This window comes from Variovorax durovernensis (assembly GCF_977011995.1).
Genome location: NZ_CDRNCW010000003.1, coordinates 298,856 through 320,374 on the forward strand (window position 1 = coordinate 298,856; position 21,519 = coordinate 320,374).

Sequence of the window (21,519 nt, forward strand, 5' to 3'; positions counted from 1 at the left end):
GGTGGGTTCGAGCCCCATACGGGACTCCAGTTTTTTGCGCGGTAGGGGAGCCTGGTTGTCCCCGCGAGTTTCATACGCTCGAGATCGCAAGTTCAAATCTTGCCCGCGCAACCAGAATGAAGGCGCTTAGCCAAGCGGTCTACGGCACTGGGTTTTGATCCCAGCATTCCAAGGTTCGAATCCTTGAGCGTCTGCCATTCATTCATCGTCCACCCGTGCTTGGCGCAGTCTGGCAGCGCATCTGGTTTGGGACCAGGGGGTCGCAGGTTCGAACCCTGCAGCACGGACCAACAAGGAGCGAGGACAAGCGACGCGAGTCGCCTTCTTGCGGAAATCGGTCTCAAAGATAGAGAGACGCCGGAGCCTCGTAACCGGAAATATCCTGGATCGTTGGTCGAGAGGCCCAAGACAGCGGCTTGCTAAGCCGTGGCTGCGAAAGTGGCCCGCTGGTTCGAATCCAGCACGATCCGCCATATTGTTTTTCTCCCTGGGGATGTAGCTCAGCCGGGAGAGCGCCCGCCCTGCAAGCGGACTGTCGACGGTTCGATCCCGTCCATCTCCACCACCATCACCAGCTCCGTTATTTCAATGGCCAGAATGGCTCACTGTCTATGAGCAAACAGGGGTTCGATTCCCCTACGGGGCGCCACTTCTTCGCCGAGGTAGCTCATCTGGTAGAGCAGTTGATTGAAGATCAGCGTGTGAAAGGTTCGAGTCCTTTCCTCGGCACCAGGATCACGGAAGGTTGGGCGAGAGGCCAAAGCCGGGTGCCTTGAAAGCATCAGTCCCTCACGGGGCACGCGGGTTCGATTCCACGCACCTTCCACCACCATTGAACAACGAGAGGTGCCGGAGTGGCCTAACGGCTCGCGTTGGAAACGCGATGTGCTGCAGCGATGTGGTGCCTGGGTTCGAATCCCAGTCTCTCGGCCGCAGATCGGCCTTGCCAACCAGATCAGGATGGGTGCCCGAGTGGCCTATGGGCGCTGATCTGATGGGCAAGTATTGTGAGTAAGATCGACAGGTGACTTGTATTTTGAATTTCCCGTCTCATAGAGACGAGTAGCAGGAGGGGGCGCGGGGGAGGATGCGGGCTGTGGATAACTCGACGCTGGAACGTTGGCGGGCGCTGGAGGCATCTCTGGTGCTACGCCACGTCGCCGACTATGTGAAGGTCGATCATTCCTTCAAGCCCGTGTCGGCGACCTCCACCGTGCTGGTACACGTCCATGCCGCAGGCGGCGAGTGGGAACTCCTATTGTCTGGCCCGAAGTGGTTCGACACTCGAGTTCGCAAAGGCGGAGGAGGTGCTGTCGATCTTGTCATGCACCTCTGGCGAATTCCCTTTGTCCAAGCGGTCAAGCTACTCAAAAAGAGCGATCTGTAAGGGCATCTTTGCGCTTGGTCTTCACCACACCCGAGTACGTCTACGCTGGTCGGCCACGTCCGGGATTTCCGCTGATCCTCGGCGAGGACATGCGGCCAGCACAGCCCTTTCACGATTTCTTGCATCACACGCTGCTCGCGCGTGGAAAAAAATTGGACGAGAAAACGTGGGATACATACGGTCGTCGCCTTTGGGACTTCGCCAGTTACCTGCATGCAAACGAGTTGGTCTGGGATCAACCGTTTGATGCGCCGGGAGAAGGGGTCGTCGTACGTTATCGAGATTGGTCTACAGGGGACTTGGAGCTCAATCCAAAGACTGTAAATGCCCGGCTCCGCTTTGTCGCCAAGTTCTATGAATGGGCAAGGAATGAGGGGCGAATTGACAAGCTTCCGTTCGGCTACGACGACTTGCGTGTGCTTGGAATCGATCACGATCTGAAGCATTTGGATGGTGGAAGCAAGGTCGTCAGCAAGCTCGATATTCTTCAAGACGAGTGGGAAGAAGAGCCGGCATTTTTGAGCGCCGATGAGATCAAGGTTGCGCGTTTGTCGTGCACCTCGCCGTCAAGGGCGCTGCTATTCGATCTGATGGTGCGAGTCGGCCTTCGATCATGTGAGGCCAGAACTTTTCCCTTGAAGTACGTCTTCAACCCGGCCATGCGCAAGGGATGCAGGCCTGGAACCATGATTGAGGTGAGGCTTGATCCGAAAGACATGGAGATCAAGTTCAAGAAGTCGCGGATCGTGCACATACCTTTCTCCCTCATGGAGAGTCTTCACCAGTACACGCTTTTTGAACGGAATCGCCTCGCCAGCTGTTCAGACATTACGCATCAAGCACTTGTCCTCACGGTCAACGGCCGGCCTTTCAGCAAGGATGCTGTCGGGGACTTCTGCCGGGATTTGGCAAAGAAGACGGGATTCCGCGTAGCGGCATTGATGCTGCGCCACAGCTACGCTATTCATACGCTGATCCGGCTACGGCTCTCCAAGGAATACCAAGGAGAACCGCTGCTATACGTGCGCGATCGGCTTGGTCATGAGTCCGTGCAAACCACTATGACTTATCTCAAGCAGATTGAGCGCCTCACTGGAGCCGTGGCGTTGGCGATGTCGGACGAGTTCGATCAGATCTTCGGGGCTGCCCTGCCCTAAAAAGAACCCTTGGAAACGTCGCTTGCCAAAAAAGAAAGACTATCGATCTCCCCCTCGGACACGTACGTCGGCTGACCGCGGGAGCCCGGACAAGGTGATTGGCACTGACGCTGCGCAAACAGTCTCGGACCGTGAAGCAAAGATCATTTTTTCGGAGGTTCTTGGCTCGAACGGCCGAATATCCGGAGAAGCAAGGTCAGTGGACTTCCGCGACTGTATAGGTCTTGGCATCGACGACTGGGTGTGGGCAACGATAGATGTGTTGCTGAATTTCCTCCGATCGCGTGCACGGTCCACCAGTTCGATAGCCGGGTATGGCGACGGCATGAAGGTGTTCTTCAGATATTTGACAGAGGGGCGTCCTCAACCTTTTGTTAGTTCACCAGCGGCGGTGTCAGCAATTCATGTTGCCCAGTACACCGTTTGGCTGGTGACCTATGGCCAAGCCAACGGTTGGGCTATCGACTGGCCGCGCAACCGGCGCAACCAGTTGAAGGCCGTTCTGACGAAGATGTTTGAACTAGGGCTAGTTCGGGGTGAGCCGAAACGTTATTTCCCTGTACGAAATTTGCAGAATCGACATGGGATGAAAGGCAGCCGTCACACATCCTATAGCGACCCCGAGCTTGCGCGGCTCGTGGGCGCCCTGAAGGCAGACCTCGTCGACTGTCACCATGGCCGCCTGACACTGAACCCATCGGAAGTGGTGGCGAACCGCTACCTGATTGTTGCAACGCGCTCGGGCGCCAACGTCACCCCGTTGCTGGAGATGAGCCGCGATGCACTCCTGCCCGGGCTGTTGCCAGGAACCATGCGCATGCGCACGGTAAAACATCGTGGCCGAAAAGTCCTCGATCGGATGGTCAAGGGCGTTATCGCTGCGGCTGAATCAGATAGCGACGAGGGCGATGATCTGATTTTCGCACTTGCCGAAGCGGCGGTCATCCAGCGCACCTTGGCCGACACCGTTGACCTGGTCAACGATGCGCCTGCGCGGATCAGGTCGCGAGTCTGGCTTTATAGATCGACGCAGAACTACACACGTGGAGAGGTTAAATGCCTGTCACTCGCGACGATAAGCAAGGCAGCGGAAAACATGATCAGACGACACAAATTGCTCGGCGATGACGGCCTGCCACTGCGCGTCAACTCGAGCCGTCTGAGAAAGTCGTTCGGCAAGCGTGCGTTTCGGATAAGCGACGGCGACATCGTCGTTGTGGCGAACCTGCTCGGAAATACCCCGAGGGTCGCCGATCTCAACTACATGACGATCGACGAGCAACTCAAGACGGACGGCGCCCGGTTCATAGGCCAAGAGCTAACCGTGCGCTTGCGCAGCGATGGGACACAGACCAGGGCCATTGCGATTCACGAAGAAAGTGCCACGAAAGAAGGAGAGCCTGGCAAGGTCGTCAATACGCCTGTCTCAGCCTGCCAGAACACGCTGCACGGTGCACTCGCACCAAACGATGGGAGCAACCATTGCGACATGTTCGTCATGTGCCTGTTCTGCCCCAGCTTTGCAGTGGTGGGCGAACCTGACGACCTTTGGCGCCTCTACAGCTATCAGATATTCGCGAAAGAAGAGTTGGGGCACTTGAATGCAATCGAGACCTCCAGCGATCCGCATAAGCAGCGCCTTCGGGATCTCTATGAACGGGCGATCCCCTTCATCGATGAGTTTCCGCCGCGCGCTTTCGGGGCGAAGTTGGCTGGTGATGCCAAGGCCAGAGCCTCGCACACTCTGCACCCATTCTGGGCATATCAGATCGAGCGAGCGCGCATTCGGCGCGGGCAATCCGAACTAGATGGTGACGAGGGGACACAACGCGATGGCAGGTAAGAAGCTGCAAGTCGTCAAGACAACCATGCGGGAAACGAAGCGCGCGTCGAGGCCGCCGCAGATCGCAGCGGCTCGTGCCAATGAGCTACTCGCGATGCAGCCCAAAAGCTTGATTGGCCTGTCCCGCGTGGAACGAGATCGCATTGTGGTTAGCGCGGTGGTGGATGACCAAGGTCGAGAGCACGTGGTTAGCCGCCTTGGTGACGAAGAATGGAGACTCGCGAGCGAGATTGCAACTCAAAATACTGCGGCAAGCTGGACCGCTGTCCGGTGGCCGGTTGATGTGCCGAGGAAGCTTCTGGATGGCGCAAAGGACGCGTTGTATATCTGGTTTCGGCAGGGCCGAGAGAACAAGTCACCTCCTGTCGCCACAACCCTTCTAGGTATTTGTCGCAGCTGCATACCGACATTGCGTCACCTTGCATCTGTCGGCGTCGAAGAATTCGGTGCGGTCCGCGCGATCCATCTCAGCGACCACCTGTCGATCCTAGAAAGAACCCTTGCCCGTAGCACGATTCGTAGCCAGCTTGAGGTGATTGACCTCGTCTGGACGTTCCGAGACGAGGTGGAATCGACGATGCGTGCGGATCCGTGGAGCGGGCAGAGTTTCGATGATCTGTGTAGCCGCGGCGCCGGCGATAGAGATGATGCCGGCCGGATAGGCAAGACGCCCGTCATCCCGCCTTCCATACAAGCGAAGCTGTTTGCCCATGCAGAAGAGCAATTGAAGAACGCAAGCAATTTGCTCGATCTTCGAGACCCGTCGTTGACCGGGAGGCAGTCTGCGGGACTGACGGCGGTACGCGACGCCGTGTTGTATCTGTTGCAGATCACCAGCGGTATGCGCAATGTCGAGGCTACTGGAGTGAAGAACAACGCGTGGCGAACAGAAGTCATAGACGGAGTCACCTTCCACTGGGTGGCAACAATCGATCACAAGACAAAGAAGGGCCACGTTGAGTTCCTAGTGCCGCCTGAGGCGATAGAGGCACTGAAGCTCGCTCAGCGTTACGCCGCCCCACTACAGCAAAGATTGCGACGCGAGATCGAGTGGTTGGAAAAAGTTCTCGCGGAGGCGTCCGAGAACGATGTTGTCGACGCGATACTAATGAACGGTATGACTCGAGTCGACTGTATCCAGCGACTTTCTACTGCGAGGGCAAGCGTCGACAACATCTTCCTTGGCGCATCTGCGTATGGTGACGACAATTCGGGCGGGTCGATGCAGATCACGGTCATGTCGAGCAAGGCATGCAGAGAAGCAATGGTGCGGTTGGCGAAGGCATCTGGGGTGAACTGGAAGCTCAGCAACCATCAGTGTCGGCGCACCTTCGCGTGGACTGTGGCAAACAGCCGGCTAGGGCGGACAGCGCTGGTCTTCTTGCGGTGGCAACTGAAGCACGCTAGCGTGGGATGGACCCAGCTCTACGCATCGAACCCAAGACAGGATAAAAGCCTCTACGACGAGATGTGGGAAGAATTCGTCCTGGCCCAGGGAGAGGTCATGGAGAGTTGGCTCGACCCCGATACCACCCTTAGCGGTGGCGCTGGTAAGAAGATCATGCAGACCCGGGCCATCCCCGTTGAGAACAAGTCTGCTTTGCTGCTGCACACGGCTCAGACAGTTACCATCCGCAGCACCGGCCATTCCTGGTGTCTCGCCGAGCAGCGGGGCTGTGTTGGTGAGGGCATATATGAAGCATCGCGGTGCACTGATTGCTCAAGTGGAGTGATTGATCAGACGCACGCTGGAACATGGCAGCGGATACACGTTGAGAATCTTAAGCTCGCTACCGTTACGGATTGCGGTCCCGGCGTCATTCATCGAGCGAAGCGAGAAATATCCCGATCGGAACAGACGCTGTTCGAGCTGGGCGTGAACATGCCGATGGCAAGTAGCACAGCAACCGCTGTGGAGGGGCGGGTGTTGTGAATACGGCAGCAAAGAAGCGCAGCGTGGAGCGTTCTTCGGTCGTCGAAACCAGGCGCCCGAGAAATAAGGTGTTGATTTCCATCCAGAAGTGACCCACTTGGCCCGGTGATTTCCATCTAAATCTGACCCACGTGATAACCCTAACCTGCTGCTTTTAGCAGCAGGAGCACAGGAGTGATTGACGTGGCGACACTGAGTGTCATCAGGCGTTGGGCACTGCGAGAGCAACTGTCCATCCGAGAGATAGCCCGGCGCACGGGCTTGTCTCGCAACACCATCCGCAAGTACCTTCGCGAGGGCGAGGCGGCGCCCAGCTACGCGAAGCGCATCAGCCCGAGCAAGCTCGACGCGTTCGCCGAGAAGCTCGGCGGCTGGCTCAAGAGCGAGGCGTCTAAGTCACGCAAGCAGCGGCGCACGCTCAAGCAGATGCACGCCGATCTGGTGGCGCTGGGCTACCAGGGCTCCTACAACCGCGTGGCGGCCTTTGCACGAGCGTGGCATGCGCATCTCCACGAGGTCCAGCAGACGACCGGGCGCGGCACCTTCGTGCCTCTGGCCTTCGGTCCCGGCGAGGCATTCCAGTTCGACTGGAGCGAGGACTGGGCCGTCATCGCTGGTGAACGCACCAAGCTGCAGGTGGCGCACTTCAAGCTCAGCCACAGCCGTGCGTTCATCGTGCGCGCCTACCTGTTGCAGACCCACGAGATGCTGTTCGATGCGCACAACCGGGCCTTCGAGGTACTCGGGGGCGTGCCTCGGCGCGGCATCTACGACAACATGAAGACCGCCGTGGACAAGGTACGCCGCGGCAAGGAGCGCGACATCAACGCGCGCTTCAGCGCCATGGTCAGTCACTACCTGTTCGAGGCCGAGTTCTGCAACCCGGCCTCGGGCTGGGAGAAGGGCCAGGTCGAGAAGAACGTGCGTGATGCGCGCCACCGGTTGTGGCAACCTGTGCCGGCGTTCGCCACGCTGGCGCTGCTCAACGACTGGCTGGAGGACCGCTGCAAGGCGCTGTGGGGCGAGATCGTCCACGGCAAGCTGCCAGGGACCGTAGCCGATGTCTGGGCGCAGGAACGGCCACTACTGTTGCAGATCCCCAGACCCTTCGATGGTTTCGTGGAACACACCAAGCGCGTCTCGCCCACCTGCCTGGTGCACTTCGAGCGCAACCGTTACAGCGTTCCGGCCTCCTACGCGAACCGGCCAGTGAGCCTGCGCGTGTACGCCGAACGCCTCGTCGTGGCGGCCGAGGGCCAGATCGTGTGCGAGCACACGCGCATCATTGACCGTCGCCACGACACCGCAGGTCAGACCGTCTACGACTGGAGGCACTACCTGGCAGTGCTGCAACGCAAGCCAGGAGCGCTCAGGAACGGAGCGCCCTTCAGCGAGCTGCCGCAGGGCTTCCGGCGGCTGCAGGCCGCGCTGCTGAAGCAGCCAGGCGGAGACCGCGAGATGGTGGAGATCCTGGCGCTGGTGCTGCACCACGACGAGCAGGCAGTGCTGACCGCGGTCGAACTGGCGCTGGAAGCCGGCGTGGCCAGCAAGACTCATGTGCTGAATGTGCTGCACCGACTGCTCGATGCCAAGCCCATTGCGCCGGCGCCTGTCACGGCACCGCAGGCACTGCGCCTGATGAACGAGCCGAAGGCCGATGTGCTGCGCTACGACACGCTCCGGGGGCGTGCCAGCGCTGCTGGCGGCCTGCGCGGGCCGCTGAACTCCAAGTCGAGTAGCCAGGAGGTGCGCCATGCGACATGACCCTGCCAGCGGCGCCATCGTGATCATGCTGCGCGAACTCAAGATGCACGGCATGGCCCAGGCCGTCGCGGAGCTGGCCGAGCAGGGATCGCCGGCCTTCGAGGCGGCCCAACCGATGCTCTCGCAGTTGCTAAAGGCAGAGACAGCCGAGCGGGAGGTACGCTCGGTGGCCTACCAGTTGAAGCTCGCTCGCTTCCCAGCCTATCGCGATCTCGCTGGCTTCGACTTCGCCAACAGCGAGGTCAACGAGGCGCTGGTGCGTCAGCTACACCGATGCGAGTTCATGGACGATGCGCAGAACGTGGTGCTCGTGGGCGGTCCGGGCACCGGCAAGACCCACATCGCCACGGCGCTGGGCGTGCAGGCCATCGAGCACCAACACCGCCGGGTGCGCTTCTTCTCGACGGTAGAACTGGTCAACGCACTCGAGCAAGAGAAGGCCAGTGGCAATCCCGGCCACATCGCGCACCGACTGATGTACGCGGACATGGTGGTGCTCGATGAACTGGGCTACCTGCCGTTCAGCGCATCAGGTGGCGCGCTGTTGTTCCATCTGCTGTCCAAACTCTACGAACGCACGAGCGTGGTGATCACAACCAACTTGAGCTTCAGCGAGTGGGCCAGCGTCTTCGGCGACGCGAAGATGACGACGGCGTTGCTGGACCGGCTCACGCATCACTGCCATATTCTGGAGACCGGAAACGACAGCTTCCGCTTCAAGCACAGCTCGGCTCAACCCGTTCAAGCAGTCCAACCTAAAAAGGAGAAAGCCAAGAACTTATCCACACCGTGAGCCGGCTGGCTCGCAAAGAGGGTGGGTCAATATTCGATGGAAATCGCGGGTCAGGATTCCATGGAACTCAACAGCCGATGCACATGAACAACTCGCGCACCGTCAACGTCGGACCGGCGAAAAGCGAGATGGTCCAAATCCAGTAGGAACACGCGATACCGATGATGGCCAGCGGGATGAGCTTGAGCACCAGCGACTTCTTCACCACGGCCGGAGGAAGCCTCGACAACGGCATGAAAAGTACGATTCGTACAGCCCAGGTGGTGAACGAGACCGCGAGCCAGACCCAAGTTTTCTCCGTGCCCAGAATTGGCGCACTCGCTTCAGCTACGAGGAGGCCAATGACGGTGATCCAGTAGGCGATCTGCTGAACGAGGAACTGCCGCCTGGCCAGATGCCGGTGCGCCGGCGTCACATTGATGAGCGAACGGGAGATCGCTCCCTGACTTTCGGTCGACCGAATGGAGGCTTGAATCTCCTCGGGCGAGGTCGGCCCCAAACTACTGAGCGACGTCATGCTTCGGAGCAAAATTTAGGGAAATGATGCCCAACTGCACGGCAATGTGAACGGCCTGATGTCGCGAAACTGCATTAAGAGCAGTCACAGCGGAATCGACGTGGTAGTTGATCGTCGCCGGATGCACTTTCCTTATTCGTGCAATTTCCTTTGTCGTAAGCCCCTCGCCAACAAGCTGCAGACACTCCCGTTGATGAGTGGTGAGTCGCACCACATCGGAGCCATGCGGCAAGAGGTTTTCATCAGGGAAAACCGACTCGCCAGCGATGACCTTTGCCAGGTTGCTCTCGAGCTCGCGAATCTCACTGGACTTGAGGATGTAGCCACGGAAACCTTCAGCCTTTACCTGCGAGATGTAGTCAGTGCGAAACGTGCCCGTCACGACGCAGGTGATCGCAGCCTTGCCGAGCTTCTTGATCTCCATCGCGAGCGAAAGCCCCACGGCGCCCGGCACATCCAGGTCGAGGAAGATGATCCCCCACCGATCAGGTTCCTCGTGCAATGTTTGCAAAGTCGATTCAGCCGTATTGCAAATCTCAATATGCCCGATTCCAGGCGTGAGGCGGAACTTCTGTGCGGTAGGTTCTGACACCACCGGCTGGTCTTCAACAAACAAAATATCCATAAATCGAAACTCGCCCAAGGAACCTTGGATTGCTAATAATCTTTACTCTCAAGCAAGGTGATCAATGCCGTGCCCACCTCTGGAATGGGGCGGCGTGCATACGCACTCAAAACTGAAGCAATTGCCTCACGTTGATCAGCAGGAATACTTCGCAATAACTCTCCCATGCGGCGAATTGTTGCTTCAACACTCGCAGGCGGGTTGGCGTATTTCTCTTGCCCTAAAGGCGGGTGCACGAAGGGGTCACCTTCGAGATTGAAAATCTTTTGCCAATTTCTTGCGCTTTTCTCACCGAAAGGTGCTTTCGAACCCTTGGTGATGAGCGAAGACAAATAACTCATGCGCGAAGGCGTGAGTTTGTACTTGGGCTCAATCACGCTGTAACCGCCTTCGTCCTCTACGAACCGGCGCAACGCTGAGCGCCTTGCTTCCCTTGCTGCGGTCAGTTCATCCATCCCGGAACTCTATTAAAAAAATCACTAAATTCCACTTGACAACTCAATCAGTAAACACTTTTTTGGACGACTCATCAACACTGCCGTCGGGGGCCGATCATGCGCTCTTCACGGCGGCCCTTCTGTGAAGCCCACAACGACGACGGCGCCTCACATCCAAGCCACTGCTCGGATGTGAAGCGCTGTACTCACAGATGTTGGAATGCGGCCGTGGGGCTTGTAGGCCGCTCAGAAGACGTGGGCTTGGCCGCCCCCGCCGGCAGCCGTTCACACTGGGCAGTCCGCTGCCCGCGATGCTTCAGCTACCTCAAATTCCCACACGACGACGATGCACAGGGTCGGCGAACCGACTGGCGATCATCCACGCGGGGACGTTGTCGGTGGCGCGCGCCAGTCTTCGAGCAAGTGCTCGAAGGGGCACGCCAGCATGTGGGATGCGAACCGCTGCTCGAGAGCGACCAAGGCGTCCACCAGGTCATCTTCGAAGTGCGTGTCGATCACATTCCGAATGACCGCCATTGCTTCATCGCTCGACAGGGACGCAAGGAAATCCTTCTCATGCTCCCCAAGCCAAACACCATCGTCTCCGATCAGATAGTCGAAGGGCACGCTGATGACGATTCGCTCCCAAAGCTGGGCGTCGTTTTCGTCGATCAAGCCTTTCTTGCCATGCAGCAAGATTTCGCGTCGCCATTCCTTTCCGAATGTGCCCGAATCGTTCTCGCTGTCGAAGATCGCCTGGTAGAGCCTCTCGCGCACTGCCAGACTGAAGAACTCCACGCGAGCCAGACTGTGGGCATTTACAGCATGCAACAGTCGATCCGCAAGGGTGTCCCGAGCGGGCGAGCCCTCCGCGGGCGCTGCGAGCCCCATCTCGCGGACCACGGCGGCCAGCACGCGTTCTCGCAAGGCCTGCTGAGAAGCTACCTCTTCCATCAGCTCGGCCCGCGCAGGGTCGCCGCCGGCCTGCTCGAAGTGTCTAGCTGCACGCTCACGAGCGGATTGCTTGTCGACCAGGGCTGCGTCCAGCGCCGGGGCACTGAGGGTTCTGGAAGAAGGTGGAATTGTCATCACGGGGAACCTGGGTGCAGTGGTGCAAAGGAGTGGTGCGCCGCCAGCGCGGCGGCGCGCTCAGGGCGCCGGCTGCTCAGCCGGCGCAGGAGCGTCGTCGACAAGGTCCGCGTACGGACTTTCCGCCCCGTACTCCGCCAGGCGCTGATGGATGACGGACAACATCCCGACCGGTTCAGGACGGGGCCGGGTTGACGACGCCGTCTCGATCGCAGCAACGCCAGCGGCGCTGGCAAGCGCATGCAGAAGCCGCTGCTCCATCGCTGGATCGATGTCATCGAACAAGATCTCACCCGGGTGATCGAGCAATGTCGCGCACAGATCCTCATCGCACTCGGCACCGTCGAGATGAACGTACGCGTCTTCCAGTTTTTTGGTGACGTACTCACGCACCTGCGAATCGAAGACCACCAGGCGATCCGAGCGGGTGTCTTCCACGGCGTTGCGCAGGATTCCCCGGAGCAGCAGCTCGTCCTCCGACCCGACGGCCGGGGCGCACGGTCCCATGGCCTTATGCACGGCATCGGCCACACGACTGAGCATCTGGGCTTTCTCCTCGGTGCGGGTCAACGCATGGTTCGAGGCCTCGTACCAATCCACCCAGCGGCCGTATTGGCCGGCGACGCCGGCGAAGAGCGCGTCCTGCGCCACGGAGCTGTGATACAGCGCCGCCTTCGCAGGATCCCGCGTATAGGGTCCGGTCTCCCTGGGGTCGGCGACGTAGCCCATGCCAGGCACTTCACGGACGCGCAGGTCGAACAAGCTCCCTCTGACCTCCAGGTCGCGCGCATTGCCCACCTGGGTGGCGTACTCCATCGCGTCTTCCTTCGTCGAGAAGTCGCCAATGCACACCACGCCGCCGCTGTCTTGGCGCAGGTACACGGAGCACAACGCCAGCGGCCCATCCTCCGGCGAGGCGATGATGCGGGCGAAGTAGACCGTCGAGCTGACATCGAGCACGGCGGCGATCGGCTCGACCTCCACCCACCTGAAACCGGACTTCGGGATGTCGCTGATCTCGGGGTACAGCAGCGAAGGCGTGACTGGAATCTCGGCGAAAAGGGAGGTTCGCATGGTGAATGCTCGCAGGTGTGTTGGTGGGCCCGGTGAATCGGTGATGGCGCCGGCGACGCGTCAAGCGCGCGGCGCTTCGCCGGCCTCGCTGGTTTCGAGCTGAGCGTCGGCCCAAGACGAGAGCCGCGCATCGATGGCAGCGGCCAGGCTCGTTGGCTCGAGCAAGGCCACGCGGCTCACGAGTTCCTCAGGGTCGGAGGTTCCCACCTGCTCGGAGTAGTTGAACGGGCACCAGTCCCCCAAAAATATGCCGTCGGGCGCGAGCGCGCTGAGCAGCAAGCCGCACTCGGGCTTGTCATCAGCCCGGCCGTAGCCGCGTTCGTCGCCATCGGTGAGCATGAACTCCACACAGATCGGGCCCTGCGCCGCCGGATGTTCGAGCTCGAATCCATAGCCGCGCTCGAAGTCGTGGTCGATCTTCGAAATTGGGGTGCACACGCGGCCCAGTGACGCAAGCGCATCGCGCATCGCCACCAGGGTTCGACGCATGACCGGTGCGGCGGGCTTCTCGAAGAAGAGGTATTCGTTGTTGTCCATGGAGTTCAACCTCGCGGTGCTTCTGCAGCTTCTTCCACCCAGCGCTGGGCGACCTCGAGCAGCTCGGGCGCCAGCTCGACCACGCTCAAGCTCCCCGCCGCCTGGCTCTGCAGCAGCGCTGCCGGCGTAACGAAGAACGCGGTCGCGTCTTCCAGGTACCCCCAGCCATCGGTGTCGCTCCAGTAGTGCTCACCATCGGCAGAGCGTGCCACCTGGGCGACGAAGGGCCCTCCGACGATCAAGGGCATCGCCGTGCCCACCGACTCCAGCCAAGCACCGACATCTTCGACGAGGTCTCCCCCGTTCACGTTCTTCTCGTCATCCTGGAGATCGCGGAACTTGATGAAGAAGGACTTCAGTGCGCGCAAGCCGGGCTCCTGATCACCAGCACAAAGCGCATAGAACGCATCGGCGTGCTCGCCCATCCAGGCGCCCAGTTGCTCGACCAGGTCGCCCCCGTTGATGGGGCGGTGCTCGAACTGGAAGTCGCCGAGAAAGTTGAACAGGTCGACCAGCATCGTGGCGGCCGTGGTCTTCTGGAGAGTGGGTTCTGTCATGGTCAGATGTCCTGATTGAAGGTCCGGATAAAGGGGTTCATGGCGCCGGTGCATCGGCTGCCTCGTCCTGGGGCCTGGGTGCAAGGAAGCCGCCCTCGCACAAGGACACGAGCATCTCGTCGCCGGCCAGGTCGGCCACCGCCTCGAGCGCTTCCACGCTACGGGGCAATGTCAGGATGGACACAAGCAACGCGCGGTGGCGCGCTGCCGCATCACCGGCGTCAGGCGCGTCGTAGGCCTGGAGCTTCTTGAAGGCCAGAGATTCCGCGGCGTGCATCGCATCCGGCAAGGTCGAATGAGGCTTGCCGTGGTATGTGAAAGAACCATCGCCCCCGGCCTCCGACGCTTCATGGCCAGCCAGGAACCCCTCCGCAAGGCGCGCGCAGATCGGGCGCACCTCGTGCCGGCCGTCAGAGCCCACGCTCCAGTCGCCCTTCCAGACGACACGGTCGACACTCGGGTCCATGATTTCGCCGTCGATCCCATCGGCCGCTGGGGCCTCATGGGGCTCGCCGCGCTCGAGCATCCGCTCCACGAGGTCTTCCACCCGGAGCGTCGCCAGCTCCTGCACCAGACGAGCGTCCGGTGCGATCTCAAGGCCGATGTGCCCGTCGCGCACGACCTCCCCAATCCAATCCTCGGTCACGTCGCCTTCACTCACCAGGTTGCCAACGATGGCCGAGAGGAGGACCTCGCGCTGAGCAGCTTTGAGAAAGCGCACCTGGTCACTTCGTACAGCCTCGATCAGTGGGAAGAGACCGGCACGCAGACTCTGACAGTGCTCCAACTGCTTTGGTGCCAGGTCGCCCATGGCCACCAGCACCGCCGCGACAGCGGACTCGGCGAGGCTGTCTCCCGAGTGGCTCAGGCCATGCTCCGACTTGAGCACCCTATTGCGCTCCATGCGAACAACGTCATAGTGGCGATGGTCAAGCGAGTCGTACTGCACGGCCCAGTTCATCTCGCTGCGACCGCCGTCACCCTGATCCCAGCCCGGTGCCTCGGCATCGACGTGCGCGGTCAGCGTGCGGGCCACCTGCTCGCGCAACATTTGCGAATCGACCAAGATGCCCTCGGCGTCCTCCATCAGCAGGCGCGCCGTGCGGCGCCCGTCTTGGCCCGAAACGCGGAAGCTGACGGACACGACGCCCACGTCCAGCAGTTGTTGTCGCGTCTGGGCGCGGGATATCCTCAGGACATCGGCTTGCACGATGGTTTGCATGGCGTCTCTTTCAACAGGAAGGGTGTTCGGCTTGCGGCTCGGATTCCTCGGGGACCTGCGGTTCGCATCGCACGTAGCCCACCCCGAACTCGGACACCAAGGGAACGCCAGCGGCGCCCAGGTACGCCTTCATGGCAACCTCGCACTGGCCGAGCGCGACACGATCGAGGAACCGCACCCGGACGGTGCGCTCGTACGGCTCGCCGGATTCCCCAGGCGCGCTGGTCAGGCCGAGGGTGTCGCGACAGGCGATCTGCTGCAGGCCCTCGACCAGATCGGCGAGGTGCCTTGCCCCAGAGAAGCCCCTAAGGTCGCTTCGGAAGGTGAGCTCGAAGAACGGCAGCTCCTTTGGGAACAGCCCACGCAACTCGAAGGGGAGGCTGCGGCGTGCGCGCTCCTGATCGGGGCGATCGTTGTAGACGCGCACACCGGCATTCCGAATGCGGGTTTCTCGCATGAGCGGCGTTTCGCCAAACCCACGATCGCAAAAAATTGCGTCCGCCGAGGCGGCGAACCGCACTGCGTCGTGGCTAGTGCCAACAGGCATTCGTTTGGAACCTACGAGTTCGTTGCCCTCGTACAGCCAGAAGGTGACGAGTTCACCAGGCGCCGGCGAAGCGACAGGAACGGGAGCGGTCGCTGCAACCGGCGTGGCGGCCACCTCGCCGCTCGGTACTTCGGGCACCCGGCCCTCCGGCGCTTCGTTCGGGTTCTCAGCGCTGCCGATACGATCCGCCCTCTTGCGGAATTCGTACACGCCCGAACGAAGACCTCGGGCGTGATCGGCTAGCACCTCGTCCGCACGCTCCAGATCCTGCTCGGACACCTCGTCGCCCTCCTCAACCTTCTGACGCAGCGCGTCCCGATCGTTCACCACATCGAGGAATCGCTCTGCCTTTCCAGCAAGGTAGTGGGCGAACTCGATCGCCTTGGCCTGCTGGCCGGCGCGGGCCGCAGCAGTTGCCGGATCGGGTGTGCCGGCGTCGCCGCCCGGGCGCATGGCATTGCTCTCGTTGCTCATCACCAGGCTCCTGTCAGCCAGCCATGGCCGGCCGATCCAGCTCGGGCGCCGGGTCTGCGTCGGCGATCTGCCGCAAGTCCAGGCCCATCCATCCCAGGTCGTGGTCGCTACCGGGGTAGTTGCGCATCGAAAGGGTCTGGTCGGAGCCGAGGATCCACTCCAGGGTGCCCGCAGAACGGCGCCACAGCGCAGGACCGCCAGGATTCGCATCCAGCTGCGACGTGGCGATGTGGCGCAGGATAGCGGCGTGCTCCGGCTGCACCTCCACGCAGGGCATGCCCGCAGCGTCCAGGAGCTGCGCGCATACGTGGTCGCCCTTGTAGCCAAACTTGACGATCGAGACGCCTTGGCTCTGCAGGAGGCGAAGCATGCCGGCGCGCTGGCCCTTGAGCTTGCGATCGATCTGGGAATGGTCTTCAAGCATTGGGGCGCTCCACTTCGAACTCGGTCTGCACCTCGTCGAGGGCCGGAGCGCACCAGCGCTGGTAGTCCTCGACCCATTGGTGGGTCCGTGCGAAATCCTCCTGCTCGTTGAGAAGCTCGCCGGCCTTCGAGACGAAGAGCACTTCGCTCGTCGGCCGCTCTGCGTGCCATTGCAAGAACAGGCTCACGGGAATGCGCGCGGACTCGAGGATCCGATCAGAGCTGGCCCGACCCCCCTCGAACACCACCTCCCAGTTGCTGTTGGCGTCGAGAGGAGTGAACGCGGCCTCATCGATCTCATGCGCAGCCCGGCTAGTTCCGGTGCCAAGGATCACTGGCGAGGAAGCCCCTCCCAGGCTGGCACTCCTGACTTGGCCGACGTTGTCGAGCACCGATTGGCTCAGGTGCAGCTCGACCCATTGAGTCTCGGCAACATCTGCGGGTTGCAACAGCTCCATCACCATCACGCGTGCCGCAACCGGGGAATCGATGGATTCGCCAACCCGCTGGGCGTCCAGAGCCTGCGATGCGTCCAGCCAACGCACCGGCCGCACCTGCACCTCGTGGTCGCGCAACTTGATCGACTGGGTCAGGATGTCGCGCTTGAGGTCCCAGTCGATGGTGCCGGTCCATGCGGGCGGCTCTTGGGGCGGCATCGCTTCGACCATCTCATCGTCGAGACGGCCGGCGAGGTGTCGCAGAGCCTCGGGGTTGATTCCCCGCGCATGGCGATCGATCTCGGCCATGTGCGCGTCGAAATACTTCAGCGAGGTCAGGTAAGGCTGGGCGTCGCCTCCCTCACGGGTCATTTCGATCACCACGCGGTGCACACCATGACCATCCAGAAGGTAGCCTCGAAGCTGGGCTACCTCCACATAGTCGTCGCCGGACTTCAGCACTTCCAGTGCGTCAGCGCCCGCCATCAGGGAGTTGCGCTGCGCGGCAGTCATCAAGCCCCACGCCGCACGCAGTACGTCCTCCAGGTCACCCACGTGATGCTCCGGCTCACCGGCGCCCAAGCCGTGTTGCTCGGCCGCGCGCAGAACGCGCTCGATTCGTGGGTCGCGATGCTTCGCGGGGGTTTTCTTGTCGCTCATGGCCTGGTCATCCATTCATCGTGTCGGTGGGGGAGAAGGTCTCTTCTTCGAGCCGCGGCGCCTCCAGCGCGCCCAGCCCGCGCAGCTGTTCTGCGATCGCCGCATGGGCGAAACGGGTCTGCTCGTCGATGTCGTTTCCGTACAGGGCCGCGCGCTCGATGGCGCCGTGGTCCAGGTCGGTGAGGAGCTCGCTCGCCATCGCGGCAAAAGTGGCACCGCGGCTGTTCACCACGTCCAATGCGTGCGCCTTCAGGACTGCCTCGACGTCCTCCTCGGAGATGCCGAATGCCGCGTGCATTCCATCATTCATGTTTATCTTTCGTTGCCTGAAACTTCCGACTGATTCCTCCGCATTATGGGTATGCTGCAACGCAATTGATATTTTGTTTGGAGTTTTCATGGCTATCAGCGCAAACAGTGTGGAAGACGACGCAATGGCTTCTCGGCCCGCGCCCAGCGCACCGCCTGCGCCCGCCTCGGCGCCGGTTCTGCGCTTCGGATCGCCTGCCCGCGCCACCCCCGCGCCGGCCGCTGTCCACACGCCTTCCCCTGCTCCTGCGGCCGTCCCAGCTGCTGCGCCCGCCGCACCGTCAGGCCCCGCCGGGGCCCGCCCGCTTTCCTTCTCGTTCCGTCCTGCGACTCCCCCCGCCCCGGCCATCGTCCAGGCTCCGCAGCCCGCCCCCGCGGCAGTAGCTCCCCTGGCCCCTGTACCGGCGCCCGTCCAGGCACCGCCGCCTGCACCGGTCCCAGCACCAGCACGCCTGGGCTTTGGCGCCGTGGCACCAACAGGCGCCGCCCCACTGGGTTTCGGCGCAGCACCTGTCGGTGCCCCTGCTGCCAACCAGGCCCAAGCCAGCTTCGGCTTCGGCGGCATCGCCTCCGATGCGATCGCCGCCAGCCAGTTCCGGCCCGCCGGCGACGAGACCTTCATCGGCGTCATCGAGCGCGTGTCCATCTATGGCGACTGGGCCCATGGCTCGATGAACACCGAGGAGCGTGAGTCGCTCAAGATCGTGGGCCCGCAGGTGAGCCACCTGAAGGAAGGTTGCGAGTACGAGGTGACGGGCCGCATCAAGATGCACCCCTCCCACGGCCGTCAGCTCGATGTCGTGACGTTCGCGCCGCACATTCGCCCAGACGAACCGTCGATCCTGCGATTCATCGCCTCCCACTACGAAGGCGTCGGCAAACGCACCGCCGAAAAATTCCTCGCTACGATCAAGGCCGAGAGCGGCCAGGAGGGCCTCGAGGCCCTGCGGATCAAGCTGATCAACGAGCCGTGGGCCGTGAGCTTCGAAGCGGTCACCAACCGCCGTACCACCTTCGGCGACAAGAATGCGCCGGCGGACGGTGGCGACGACAGCGATCGGCCTTCCATCGACGCGCCCGAGATCCCCTACATCCAGCGCACGCTGGCCACCAAGTTCGGCGCGCTGCGCGAGCTGCGCCCCGCCACGCTGAAGCTGCTGGCCGCGCACTTCTACGCCCTGGCCAAGGCCACAGGCGACAAAGAACGCCCGATCACCGAGGTTGCTGCAGCCCTGCTCGCCCAAGACCCCTATTCGCCAATGCGCAAGGTGCCGGGCTACGGCTTCCTTAGTGCTGACGCCATCGGCCGCGCCCTGAATGTCCCGCGGGACGCCTCGGTGCGCCTGAGCGCCCTGGCGGACTGGCTGATCACCGACGAATGTGACTCCAACGGCCACGTGTACCTGCGCGAACAGCAGTTGCGCACGCGCCTCGCCAAAAGCGAGCCCTGGCTGGACATGGAAGTGCTTCTGGACCACGCCGTGGCCAGCGGTGATGTGCGCATCGAGGAAGACGCCCGCGGCATGCGCCGGATCTTCCCCGCTGGGCTACATGAAACCGAGGTCCGTCTTGCAGAGGACCTGCACCGGATGATCACCTCCGGCAAACCGCTGCTGACCAAACGAACCTACGAGCAGTTCCGGACCAAGGCAGTCGAAGTCAGCAAGCGCATGCTGGGCTACGAACTGGACGAAGACCAGATGAAGGCGCTCTACGGCATCGCCACGAGCCCCTCGCGCCTACACGTGCTCACCGCTGGCCCGGGCTGCGGCAAGACCGCGCTGATGGAAGTCTTCAGCGCCATGATGTCGCACAAGATGTTCGAGTTCACCGCGCCGACGGGCAAGGCCGCCAAGGTGCTGTCCTCGCGGGTGGAGCGCGCCGGCTATTCGGCGTCCACGATGCACTCGGCGCTGCGCGGCAGTCCCGAGGGTGGCTTCGGGGTCAACCGGACGGATCCCCTGAATTGTCAGATCCTTGTGATCGACGAGGGCACCATGCCCACGCTCAAGCTGTTCGAAGCGGCGACTGCGGCCCTGCCCCTGGACGGCCACATGATCATCCTGGGTGACCCTGGCGTGAACGGCCTGGCCGGCCAGCTACCCTCGATCGGTGCCGGACGGGTTCTCAGCGACATCCTGAACATCCCTGGGGTGGACCACCATCACCTGACGGCCACGAAGCGCAATTCGGGCGGCATCCTGGAAGTGGTGAACGAGGTTCGCAACTACACCCTGGACTGCACGGACCGCGAAGGCGTCACCTTCTCCCACACGCTGCCGCCCGCCTCGATCTACTTCCCCGACGTGGCCGCGCGCTACATCGACCTGGTGCGGGAAAAAGGCATCGAGAACGTGGTGCTCCTCATGTCGCGCCGCTCGATGCGCTCGCAGGACGAGGACGATGAAGCCAGCTGGTGCACCGACTACGCCAATCCAGTGCTGCGCGAAATGGTCAACCCGAACGCGCTGCGCATCCCCGGCACCACCTTGCACGTCAAGGACCGGATCGTCATCCGCGACAACATGACGCTGGAAGACGACGAGGAAGGCCGGGAAGTGCGCGTCGTCAACGGCGACACTGGCACGATCACCAGCTTCCAGACGCACAAGGACGAAAAGCGCAAGGGCCCGCAGTACCTGATGATCAAGCTGGACGATGGCCGCCTGATCCAGTTCCCAGGTGACTCGACGAAGGACCTGCAGCTGAGCTACGCGGGCACGGTGCACTTCAGCCAGGGCAGCGAGTACAAGGACGTCATGCTGGTGATGACCCCGGGCCAGCCGTCGTTCGTGAACGCAAACATGTTCCTGACCGGCATGAGCCGGGCGCGCGAGGGCCTGTGGATCTACGGGCAGGACGCCGATCTGAGCAAGATCGCCGCCACGAAGCTCCCCGAGCGAAACACAGCGCTCGTGGAGCGCGTGAAGAACCTGGCCCTGGAGGCACAGGAAGACCTGGAGCGCGGCCCCGAAGACGCGCCGCGGGGCTAGCGCCGTGCTCGCGACGCAGCCCGGGCTGGGCTGGCGCATCTCGCGCTCGCAGCTGCCGGTGTTCGACATGTCGTTCCAGCGCCAGCACGTCGATGACTACGACGACATCAACGGCCGCGAAGTCGGGCGCGCCTTGATGGCATGCGGGTGGGAGTACCTGGGCTCCACGCTGCGCATCGACGCCCTTGCGCCGGCAATCCCCGCCGGCGGCCGCCGCAGGCAATGGACGGCGGTGGCCAGTGCCTGGGCCGGGCTGATCCAGTCGCAGGCGGGCCCAGTCGGGCTCAATCTCAGCTACGCCGTGGAGCCCGCGCACCGCGGCCAAGGACTGGCCCTGTTACTCAGCTGCTGCGCAGCCGTCGAATATGCGATGGCCGGAACATCGAGTTCCCGGACGCGCCCGCGCCCCACCTTCATCAACATCCAGTGCCGCACCACCAACGAAGCATCGCTGGCCACCGCGAACTCACTGGGCGTGCCGGCTTGCCCTGAGGCAGGATTCACGGTCACCCATGCGGGCCGGGACGACGTGGAATACCTCGGGTTCCGAGAGCCGATCGAGAACTTTCTGGACCGGGCGCGCCCGTTCGTCGCGGCCCGCCTCCCCGGCTATTGGCCTGGCGGCCTAGCCCACACGGATCAGCTGGAACTGTCCCCCCAGCTACCCTGGCTCCGGGAGGATGATGCATCCGAGGCGCTCAGCCTTACGGAATCGAGTCCGCACCAGTAGACTGAGCCGGA

20 protein-coding genes and 9 tRNA genes are annotated in these 21,519 nt (G+C 62.0%); 17 read left to right on the plus strand and 12 right to left on the minus strand.

Annotated elements, in window-relative coordinates; genetic code table 11:
* The first annotated feature begins 35 nt into the window (after nucleotides 1–35).
* The 15 genes from ACWV14_RS38685 to istB all read left to right on the plus strand — a co-directional run bounded on the left by ACWV14_RS38685 (nucleotide 36) and on the right by istB (nucleotide 8,877).
* Nucleotides 36–114 (plus strand) — tRNA-Met (locus ACWV14_RS38685).
* Between the two features lie 6 nt (nucleotides 115–120).
* Nucleotides 121–197: transfer RNA gene (locus tag ACWV14_RS38690), tRNA-Gln, on the plus strand.
* Nucleotides 198–213: 16 nt separating this feature from the next.
* Nucleotides 214–290, plus strand: a tRNA-Pro gene (locus tag ACWV14_RS38695).
* Between the two features lie 94 nt (nucleotides 291–384).
* Nucleotides 385–473 (plus strand) — tRNA-Ser (locus ACWV14_RS38700).
* Nucleotides 474–489: 16 nt separating this feature from the next.
* A tRNA-Ala gene (locus ACWV14_RS38705) sits at nucleotides 490–565 on the plus strand.
* Nucleotides 566–574: 9 nt separating this feature from the next.
* Nucleotides 575–649: transfer RNA gene (locus ACWV14_RS38710), tRNA-Asp, on the plus strand.
* A gap of 7 nt (nucleotides 650–656) precedes the next feature.
* Nucleotides 657–732 (plus strand) — tRNA-Phe (locus ACWV14_RS38715).
* 7 nt (nucleotides 733–739) lie between these two features.
* A tRNA-Ser gene (locus tag ACWV14_RS38720) sits at nucleotides 740–829 on the plus strand.
* Between the two features lie 11 nt (nucleotides 830–840).
* Nucleotides 841–930 (plus strand) — tRNA-Ser (locus ACWV14_RS38725).
* A gap of 157 nt (nucleotides 931–1,087) precedes the next feature.
* Nucleotides 1,088–1,387, plus strand: a complete 300-nt coding sequence (locus ACWV14_RS38730) for a hypothetical protein (RefSeq protein ID WP_454909842.1) — start codon at nucleotides 1,088–1,090, stop codon at nucleotides 1,385–1,387.
* A gap of 14 nt (nucleotides 1,388–1,401) precedes the next feature.
* Nucleotides 1,402–2,544, plus strand: a complete 1,143-nt coding sequence (locus ACWV14_RS38735; RefSeq protein ID WP_454909843.1) for a tyrosine-type recombinase/integrase — start codon at nucleotides 1,402–1,404, stop codon at nucleotides 2,542–2,544.
* A gap of 199 nt (nucleotides 2,545–2,743) precedes the next feature.
* A complete protein-coding gene (locus ACWV14_RS38740) occupies nucleotides 2,744–4,387 on the plus strand; it encodes a hypothetical protein (RefSeq protein ID WP_454909844.1) in 1,644 nt (547 codons plus the stop codon).
* Nucleotides 4,377–6,320: an integrase gene (locus ACWV14_RS38745; RefSeq protein WP_454909845.1), complete on the plus strand. Its 1,944-nt coding sequence runs from the start codon at nucleotides 4,377–4,379 to the stop codon at nucleotides 6,318–6,320. The genes ACWV14_RS38740 and ACWV14_RS38745 overlap by 11 nt, the downstream gene beginning before the upstream one ends.
* 174 nt (nucleotides 6,321–6,494) lie before the next feature.
* The gene (gene istA / locus ACWV14_RS38750) at nucleotides 6,495–8,084 is read left to right on the plus strand and encodes an IS21 family transposase (protein ID WP_454901620.1); all 1,590 of its coding nucleotides are present in this window, start codon (nucleotides 6,495–6,497) and stop codon (nucleotides 8,082–8,084) included.
* Nucleotides 8,074–8,877, plus strand: coding sequence for an IS21-like element helper ATPase IstB (gene istB, locus ACWV14_RS38755; protein ID WP_454901618.1), 804 nt, complete (start codon nucleotides 8,074–8,076; stop codon nucleotides 8,875–8,877). The genes istA and istB overlap by 11 nt, the downstream gene beginning before the upstream one ends.
* Before the next feature lie 67 nt (nucleotides 8,878–8,944).
* Here istB and ACWV14_RS38760 read toward each other — a convergent pair whose 3' ends face one another.
* From ACWV14_RS38760 to ACWV14_RS38815, 12 genes are all read right to left on the minus strand, one after another.
* Nucleotides 8,945–9,394, minus strand: coding sequence for a hypothetical protein (locus tag ACWV14_RS38760; RefSeq protein WP_454909846.1), 450 nt, complete (start codon nucleotides 9,392–9,394; stop codon nucleotides 8,945–8,947).
* Complete coding sequence (locus ACWV14_RS38765) at nucleotides 9,378–10,019, minus strand: response regulator transcription factor (RefSeq protein WP_298705685.1); 642 nt, start codon at nucleotides 10,017–10,019, stop codon at nucleotides 9,378–9,380. Before ACWV14_RS38765 ends, ACWV14_RS38760 begins: the two co-directional genes overlap by 17 nt.
* A 32-nt stretch (nucleotides 10,020–10,051) precedes the next feature.
* Entirely contained in the window at nucleotides 10,052–10,474 is a 423-nt protein-coding gene (locus ACWV14_RS38770) for a hypothetical protein (RefSeq protein WP_298705687.1), read from the minus strand.
* A gap of 357 nt (nucleotides 10,475–10,831) precedes the next feature.
* Nucleotides 10,832–11,545 (minus strand): hypothetical protein, encoded by a 714-nt coding sequence (locus ACWV14_RS38775; RefSeq protein ID WP_454909848.1) that lies wholly within the window; start codon nucleotides 11,543–11,545, stop codon nucleotides 10,832–10,834.
* 60 nt (nucleotides 11,546–11,605) lie between these two features.
* A complete protein-coding gene (locus ACWV14_RS38780; protein WP_454909849.1) occupies nucleotides 11,606–12,619 on the minus strand; it encodes a hypothetical protein in 1,014 nt (337 codons plus the stop codon).
* Nucleotides 12,620–12,679: 60 nt separating this feature from the next.
* Nucleotides 12,680–13,156, minus strand: coding sequence for a hypothetical protein (locus ACWV14_RS38785; protein ID WP_298705695.1), 477 nt, complete (start codon nucleotides 13,154–13,156; stop codon nucleotides 12,680–12,682).
* Between the two features lie 5 nt (nucleotides 13,157–13,161).
* Nucleotides 13,162–13,713: a hypothetical protein gene (locus tag ACWV14_RS38790; protein ID WP_298705698.1), complete on the minus strand. Its 552-nt coding sequence runs from the start codon at nucleotides 13,711–13,713 to the stop codon at nucleotides 13,162–13,164.
* Between the two features lie 37 nt (nucleotides 13,714–13,750).
* Nucleotides 13,751–14,935 carry a hypothetical protein gene (locus ACWV14_RS38795; RefSeq protein ID WP_298705700.1) on the minus strand — a complete coding sequence of 395 codons (1,185 nt, stop codon included), beginning with the start codon at nucleotides 14,933–14,935 and terminating at the stop codon, nucleotides 13,751–13,753.
* 10 nt (nucleotides 14,936–14,945) lie between these two features.
* Nucleotides 14,946–15,956, minus strand: a complete 1,011-nt coding sequence (locus ACWV14_RS38800; RefSeq protein WP_298705703.1) for a hypothetical protein — start codon at nucleotides 15,954–15,956, stop codon at nucleotides 14,946–14,948.
* Nucleotides 15,957–15,969: 13 nt separating this feature from the next.
* Complete coding sequence (locus ACWV14_RS38805) at nucleotides 15,970–16,380, minus strand: hypothetical protein (RefSeq protein ID WP_454909850.1); 411 nt, start codon at nucleotides 16,378–16,380, stop codon at nucleotides 15,970–15,972.
* Nucleotides 16,373–17,476: a hypothetical protein gene (locus ACWV14_RS38810; protein WP_298705709.1), complete on the minus strand. Its 1,104-nt coding sequence runs from the start codon at nucleotides 17,474–17,476 to the stop codon at nucleotides 16,373–16,375. Before ACWV14_RS38810 ends, ACWV14_RS38805 begins: the two co-directional genes overlap by 8 nt.
* A gap of 7 nt (nucleotides 17,477–17,483) precedes the next feature.
* The gene (locus ACWV14_RS38815) at nucleotides 17,484–18,017 is read right to left on the minus strand and encodes a hypothetical protein (RefSeq protein WP_298705713.1); all 534 of its coding nucleotides are present in this window, start codon (nucleotides 18,015–18,017) and stop codon (nucleotides 17,484–17,486) included.
* 235 nt (nucleotides 18,018–18,252) lie between these two features.
* Here ACWV14_RS38815 and ACWV14_RS38820 point away from each other — a divergent pair, with 235 nt between their 5' ends.
* Both ACWV14_RS38820 and ACWV14_RS38825 read left to right on the plus strand, forming a co-directional pair.
* On the plus strand, nucleotides 18,253–20,778 hold the full coding sequence (locus ACWV14_RS38820) for an ATP-dependent DNA helicase (protein WP_298705716.1): 2,526 nt from the start codon (nucleotides 18,253–18,255) through the stop codon (nucleotides 20,776–20,778).
* A 4-nt stretch (nucleotides 20,779–20,782) separates the two neighbouring features.
* Nucleotides 20,783–21,508: a hypothetical protein gene (locus ACWV14_RS38825; RefSeq protein WP_298705719.1), complete on the plus strand. Its 726-nt coding sequence runs from the start codon at nucleotides 20,783–20,785 to the stop codon at nucleotides 21,506–21,508.
* The last annotated feature ends 11 nt before the right edge of the window (nucleotides 21,509–21,519 follow it).

What these genes read in the sequence shown, in the direction of transcription:
- ACWV14_RS38730 (WP_454909842.1), top strand. Translation starts at nt 1,088, where the DNA reads ATGCGGGCTGTGGATAACTCGACGCTGGAACGTTGGCGGGCGCTGGAG.
- ACWV14_RS38745 (WP_454909845.1), top strand. Translation starts at nt 4,377, where the DNA reads ATGGCAGGTAAGAAGCTGCAAGTCGTCAAGACAACCATGCGGGAAACG.
- istB (WP_454901618.1), top strand. Translation starts at nt 8,074, where the DNA reads ATGCGACATGACCCTGCCAGCGGCGCCATCGTGATCATGCTGCGCGAA.
- ACWV14_RS38760 (WP_454909846.1), bottom strand. Translation starts at nt 9,394, where the DNA reads ATGACGTCGCTCAGTAGTTTGGGGCCGACCTCGCCCGAGGAGATTCAA.
- ACWV14_RS38765 (WP_298705685.1), bottom strand. Translation starts at nt 10,019, where the DNA reads ATGGATATTTTGTTTGTTGAAGACCAGCCGGTGGTGTCAGAACCTACC.
- ACWV14_RS38770 (WP_298705687.1), bottom strand. Translation starts at nt 10,474, where the DNA reads ATGGATGAACTGACCGCAGCAAGGGAAGCAAGGCGCTCAGCGTTGCGC.
- ACWV14_RS38775 (WP_454909848.1), bottom strand. Translation starts at nt 11,545, where the DNA reads ATGACAATTCCACCTTCTTCCAGAACCCTCAGTGCCCCGGCGCTGGAC.
- ACWV14_RS38780 (WP_454909849.1), bottom strand. Translation starts at nt 12,619, where the DNA reads ATGCGAACCTCCCTTTTCGCCGAGATTCCAGTCACGCCTTCGCTGCTG.
- ACWV14_RS38785 (WP_298705695.1), bottom strand. Translation starts at nt 13,156, where the DNA reads ATGGACAACAACGAATACCTCTTCTTCGAGAAGCCCGCCGCACCGGTC.
- ACWV14_RS38790 (WP_298705698.1), bottom strand. Translation starts at nt 13,713, where the DNA reads ATGACAGAACCCACTCTCCAGAAGACCACGGCCGCCACGATGCTGGTC.
- ACWV14_RS38795 (WP_298705700.1), bottom strand. Translation starts at nt 14,935, where the DNA reads ATGCAAACCATCGTGCAAGCCGATGTCCTGAGGATATCCCGCGCCCAG.
- ACWV14_RS38800 (WP_298705703.1), bottom strand. Translation starts at nt 15,956, where the DNA reads ATGAGCAACGAGAGCAATGCCATGCGCCCGGGCGGCGACGCCGGCACA.
- ACWV14_RS38805 (WP_454909850.1), bottom strand. Translation starts at nt 16,380, where the DNA reads ATGCTTGAAGACCATTCCCAGATCGATCGCAAGCTCAAGGGCCAGCGC.
- ACWV14_RS38810 (WP_298705709.1), bottom strand. Translation starts at nt 17,476, where the DNA reads ATGAGCGACAAGAAAACCCCCGCGAAGCATCGCGACCCACGAATCGAG.